Source organism: Carnobacterium sp., assembly GCF_032094055.1.
Taxonomy (GTDB): Bacteria; Bacillota; Bacilli; order Lactobacillales; family Carnobacteriaceae; genus Carnobacterium_A.
Genome location: NZ_DAMDAK010000017.1, coordinates 21,776 through 27,017, shown reverse-complemented (window position 1 = coordinate 27,017; position 5,242 = coordinate 21,776). Strand labels below are relative to the sequence as shown.

The window sequence follows — 5,242 nt, the reverse complement described above, 5'->3', positions numbered from 1 at the left end:
AAATACCATGACTGGAGAAGTTGGCAATCATGGGGGCAGGCACCCGTTACCAGATATGGAAGTTTTTATTGCCGAGATGAAAAAGTTAGGGATCAGTGATTCCTCTACCATAGTTATTTATGATGATGGAAATTTGGCCATGGCGGGCAGGTTATGGTGGTTGCTAAAATACGCTGGTAAAGACAATGTATTTTTATTAGAAGGCGGCATGAAATGTTGGGTTGAGAATAGACTAGAAACTACTACAGATATTCCAGAGCCTAAACAATCGACCTCTTTAAGTTTAAATTTAGATAAAACGATGATTGCTGAAATCGCAGAGGTAAAGGCAGCTACTGCGTCAAAAGATATAGCTATTGTCGATTCTAGAGCATATGAACGGTATGCAGGACAAGTGGAACCATTGGATAAATTACCTGGACACATACCCACTGCTTTAAATTATCCTTGGATGGATTTGGTCGATGAAGGGACCATAATTGATAGTAAAGATATAAACGAAAAATTTAAACCGCTTAAAAACTACAAAGAGATTATCGTCCACTGTGGTTCAGGTATAACAGGGACAGTGAATGCATTATTCATGGAAGAAGCGGGCTTAAAGCCAAAATTGTATCCAGGCGGTTACAGCGATTGGGTTAGTTACGATGAGAATGAAGTAATAAAAGAGTGAAATAAAATATCGCGAATGGTACAGTTTGAACAGTATAAAAAAGGCTCCTCTAGAAATTCACTTCTTGAAGAGTCTTCTTTATTTTTTATTTTCCTAAAATAATTTGTCTTTTATTCTTTTATCGGACGATTGCTTTCATATAAATAAATCATTGCTGCAAGTATTAAAACTAGGATATTTAAAGTAAAGGTAACTGCATTTGCTGTTATTGGAAGAATACCAACATTAGCTATCACCCCACAAATCAGAATCAGCAGCATCCCGCCTAACATCCCAATTAGACTCATTATACTTTGCTTGATGAGTTGCGTTTCCTCCTGCCAGTCATAGTAGGCCATTCTGTTTCCAATAAAGATACCAGCTACTGCAGTAAATAACGCAAAGCTAAGCGGAGTCAGTATCACCAGGACCGTTTCGATAAAACCTGTTTTCAAGGAAATGCTAAACAAGATTGAGCAGATAATGGAAGTCGGGATAGTAAAAGTCAGGTTAGTTAGTAAATAACTATCATACAGTGTTTTCGGAGAAACTGGCAAGGATTTAATCAACCAGATGTTCTTTCCTTCTAATGCAAGTGAAACAGCGGTCGTATTTGTCATACACACCATAGCTGCAATGACATAGCCAGCTGCGTTTTTTACAATAGGCAAATAGTCAACAATATCAAGGCTCTGCAGTATTTTTTCAGGTCCAGCAATCAATGTAGCAACAGCCAACAAGATGGCAAGGACACAACCAACCAGCAAATTCGTAGCGCATACCGTAGACTTTAAAATACGCATAATGGTTTTCTTATATAAAGCCAACAGCATACTGCTCTGCTGCAATACTCCTAGTTTGTAATCCCCCTTGCTTATATGCGAAATCAAAGCTGTGTTAATCTGTTTATATTTTACAGATAATAGGCGTACAAAAAGGATATACCAGCCAATAGAAATTCCTGCAAAAAGTAAAAAAGAAAGAATTTTTCCATCTACTACTGCTTCCATGAAAAGTTTTGCTGGTGGGTATACCTGATTCAAGCTGTCAGAAATAACAGGAGCCATGGATGAAAAGGCCTCAGCATCTATATTTCCTGTCTGAGAATCTACAATTTCACCAAGACCGGTATCCGATGTTGAAAAAGTCATGGAAAATACCATGAATACTACTACAAACGTTATGGAAAGTAGTGTAGCTACTACGCTTGCGTATCTAAACTTGGATGAAATTGCTGTAATAACCGCTCCAAAAATGGCCGCCACAGTAGTAGGAATCAGGCTGGCTAAAAAGATACTTGCAATCCACATAAGATAAGAACCAAAAGCCGGCTTGGCAAACCAAGTATAGATAATTCCCATCGGAAACATCACAAGAAATGTAATGAATGTGTTCCAAATATACATATTCAAAAACCGGCTGCTGATAATCGTCCTTACTGGAACCGGCAGAGACATTACAAGATCATAATCACTAAAAGCAAAGAATTCCCCATTCGCTTTGAATAATGAAAAAAATAACGCAAATAGACTGCTGATGATCAAGGCAATACTAGGAATCAATTCTGACAATCCTAGATATGCATAACCATAGGCCATTCCGCCACAATAAACAATAATCATAATCAAACAAATAATAATAGCTGCTGTCACTGCCATCTTGCTATTTCTTTTACGTTTATCTTTTTCATAACAAAAAACATTGATACCAAGCTGCTCTATCAACCGATTTTTTGCAAGGAGCCAACTTAAATTTTTTCGTTTTATTTTTGTATCCCTATCATTCATAAGCTAATACATCCTCCTCCTTTTTTGTTTACTCATGATGATTCAGAATATCTATAAAAATATCTTCTAAGGAACTGCCCTCTTTTTCTCTCAACATTTCTTTCATAGTTCCTGCAAAAACGAGTTTTCCATGATCGATCATAGCTATTTTGTTACACAACTTTTCGGCAGTATCCAACACATGAGTTGAGAAGAAAACAGCACTTCCGCGATTGCAAAGTTCGTTCATTATTTTCTTTAATACAACGGCAGCTGTAGGGTCTAAGCCAACAAAAGGTTCATCTAATACCAGCAACTTCGGATCATGTATCACAGCTGATATAATAGCCAACTTCTGCTTCATACCATGCGAATACGAGGAAATTAGATCGCCAAGATTTCCGGTAATTTCAAACAAATCTGCATATTTTCTTACTCTCTCTTTTCGAATGGCTGAGGGAACACCAAAAACATCTGCAATGAAATTCAAGTACTGAATGCCCGTCAAATGTTCATAAAGATCTGGATTATCTGGTATGTAGGCGAGAGCCTGCTTGCATAAAAGCGGTTCTTCTTTCATTGAGTGACCATCGATTAAGATCTCTCCTTCTTCATAATCAAGAATTCCAACTATTGATTTGATTGTCGTACTTTTTCCTGCTCCATTATGACCAATAAAACCAAAAATATCTCCTACTTCTACATTAAGATTAATATTATCTACTGCTTTTTTCCCGCCTTTATACGTCTTGCTAAAATTACTGATGGTTAACATTTCCGTGCACCCTTTCTTGATTCTCAATGGTAGTTTAACAGTTATTTATCCTTTTCTATAGTCTAATTTAATTTATTCTCTTTATCTGGACATCTTTCTTCTCCAATATAGAACTATTGATAGTAGTCTTTTTCAAGAACAATTTTGATCGTCCCATCAAAGAACATAAATAAAAAAGAGCAATTGCAGAATTATTCTGAATCACTCTTGAGTATCTTCATCACTTTTGTATTCCAAGATATCACCAGGCTGGCATTCTAAAGCCTTACAAACCGCTTCTAAAGTTGTTAATCGAATCGCTTTTGCCTTTCCATTTTTCAAGATAGAAAGATTCGCCATCGTGATTCCAACCTTCTCCGAAAGTTCCGTTACGCTCATTTTCCTTTTAGCCAACATCACATCAATATTAATTATAATTGCCATATTATTCACCTCAGACTGTTAATTCATTTTCTGATTTTATCCTAATCGCTTCTTGTAGCAGTCTCTGCAGAACAGCAGCAAAGACAGCAATCACCAGTGAAGCAAAAACAGGAACCATTCCCAAAATGATGAGACCTGGTGCATCATCTAGTTCTGCTACGACATAAACAAATGGCAGAATGACCAAATATAAGCTGCTGATTGCTAATGCACAAAATTTAATATTTTTTAACCCTTTAACAGATAGATCAGAAAAAGCTTGATTCTTATCAATATGATTTAATAGTTTAAATGTTTCGTATAAAGCAATGAAGAATGGTAAAACAGATACATATATACCGGTCAAAATGGGATATAATAATTGATCATAGGCCGGACTCACTGGATTATTAATTAACCTTGTCAATCCAAATAAGCTCAATGTAAGAACCGGGAGTCCGATAAGAATAACAGCTAATTTTAAAAAGAGTGTGGTACCTTTTTTCATAACAAACACCTCATTTAATAATTATTTATTTCACTTTAACATCTTATTTATCGTTTTACAATATATTTATATTGAATTACGTTTTTCTTAAACTATCTGAAATAAACAGATACAAAAATGTTGAACAGTATGCGAGAGAGAAAATGCGATCATATTTTAGCTGGCCCGCTAAACATTGAATGCAGAAAAACTTATAATATCCTGCTCTATGATAAAATAGGATTGAATCCTTTTTAAATCTATTGACTTCTCTTCTGTCATTTATCAAAATAGAAGAGAAGCAAAATTATTCAGCATGCAAAGGAGATTCTAATGAATACAACTAACATCGATAAACAAAATAGTCATTTAGATTTAAAGAACAAAGATGTACAAAACGTTCTCACACTCTATGAGGATTATGCGGAAGCGCCTTATATATCGCCAAAACGTGATTTGGCTGAATGGTTAAGCTCGGTCAGTATCGGTTCAGGAAGTACAGTGCCTAAGCGAAATATGATCCGGTTGGAGGAAGACATCCTTCCTGGCTACCTTATTTTATTATGGCGCATAAATTTTGGTACATTTACGAATACGAGCGTTTTCCCAAAATATTTTGAATACGACTATGGTATCAATGCAAAGCAAGCCTTAGATGAAGTTCAACAAAAAGGTTATGCAAAAGAACTTTCAGCGACTGATTCATTAACTCATCTTAACGCTGCCCAATTAAAAGCGATTTTCAAGCAGCTTGGGCTGACAGGCTATTCTAAATTGAACAAAACAGAGTTGATGGAACTAGCTAAAGAACAATTAACAGAAGAACAGCTTGCTCCTCATTTCAAAGTCAGAGGATATCAATTAACACCAGCTGGAAAAGAATTGCTTGAAAAATACCCTGAAGTTATTGATCGGCATCCAAAAAAGAAATACTGATTTCAAACAAAAAAGTATGCTGCATCCCTATCATTAAGGGCGCAGCATACTTTTTAAAAAGAGTTGTATTTTTCCAATTCGTTAACAGGAAATATTCTCGCCGGCTCTCCACTTTTCAATCGTTTGCTTTATAAAGGTTTCAAGTCCTGTTTTATTAATCTCAATTGTCTTTTTAATTCGAATGCAACCTTTACCATAATTAAATCCTTCCAATAATTGGTCAG

Annotated in this window: 7 protein-coding genes; 2 read left to right on the top strand and 5 right to left on the bottom strand. The window is 35.7% G+C overall.

What is annotated here, in order from left to right; all coding sequences use genetic code 11:
• A partial coding sequence (locus RT405_RS04355; RefSeq protein ID WP_313467880.1) for a sulfurtransferase occupies nt 1–673 on the top strand: 673 nt, incomplete at its 5' end.
• 110 nt (nt 674–783) lie between these two features.
• On the opposite strand, the gene RT405_RS04350 is transcribed toward RT405_RS04355, so the two are convergent.
• The 4 genes from RT405_RS04350 to RT405_RS04335 all read right to left on the bottom strand — a co-directional run bounded on the left by RT405_RS04350 (nt 784) and on the right by RT405_RS04335 (nt 4,103).
• The gene (locus RT405_RS04350; RefSeq protein ID WP_313467878.1) at nt 784–2,439 is read right to left on the bottom strand and encodes a hypothetical protein; all 1,656 of its coding nucleotides are present in this window, start codon (nt 2,437–2,439) and stop codon (nt 784–786) included.
• A gap of 28 nt (nt 2,440–2,467) precedes the next feature.
• Complete coding sequence (locus RT405_RS04345; RefSeq protein ID WP_313467876.1) at nt 2,468–3,193, bottom strand: ABC transporter ATP-binding protein; 726 nt, start codon at nt 3,191–3,193, stop codon at nt 2,468–2,470.
• 201 nt (nt 3,194–3,394) lie between these two features.
• Nucleotides 3,395–3,616 carry a helix-turn-helix transcriptional regulator gene (locus RT405_RS04340; RefSeq protein WP_313467874.1) on the bottom strand — a complete coding sequence of 74 codons (222 nt, stop codon included), beginning with the start codon at nt 3,614–3,616 and terminating at the stop codon, nt 3,395–3,397.
• A gap of 10 nt (nt 3,617–3,626) precedes the next feature.
• Nucleotides 3,627–4,103 (bottom strand): DUF2975 domain-containing protein, encoded by a 477-nt coding sequence (locus RT405_RS04335; RefSeq protein ID WP_313467872.1) that lies wholly within the window; start codon nt 4,101–4,103, stop codon nt 3,627–3,629.
• Nucleotides 4,104–4,415: 312 nt separating this feature from the next.
• On the opposite strand from RT405_RS04335, the gene RT405_RS04330 reads away from it, so the two are divergent.
• Complete coding sequence (locus tag RT405_RS04330) at nt 4,416–5,018, top strand: hypothetical protein (RefSeq protein ID WP_313467871.1); 603 nt, start codon at nt 4,416–4,418, stop codon at nt 5,016–5,018.
• 81 nt (nt 5,019–5,099) lie between these two features.
• On the opposite strand, the gene RT405_RS13480 is transcribed toward RT405_RS04330, so the two are convergent.
• On the bottom strand, nt 5,100–5,242 hold a 143-nt coding region (locus tag RT405_RS13480; RefSeq protein ID WP_396163247.1), incomplete at its 5' end, for a hypothetical protein.

What these genes read in the sequence shown, in the direction of transcription:
- RT405_RS04350 (WP_313467878.1), bottom strand. Translation starts at nt 2,439, where the DNA reads ATGAATGATAGGGATACAAAAATAAAACGAAAAAATTTAAGTTGGCTC.
- RT405_RS04345 (WP_313467876.1), bottom strand. Translation starts at nt 3,193, where the DNA reads ATGTTAACCATCAGTAATTTTAGCAAGACGTATAAAGGCGGGAAAAAA.
- RT405_RS04340 (WP_313467874.1), bottom strand. Translation starts at nt 3,616, where the DNA reads ATGGCAATTATAATTAATATTGATGTGATGTTGGCTAAAAGGAAAATG.
- RT405_RS04335 (WP_313467872.1), bottom strand. Translation starts at nt 4,103, where the DNA reads ATGAAAAAAGGTACCACACTCTTTTTAAAATTAGCTGTTATTCTTATC.
- RT405_RS04330 (WP_313467871.1), top strand. Translation starts at nt 4,416, where the DNA reads ATGAATACAACTAACATCGATAAACAAAATAGTCATTTAGATTTAAAG.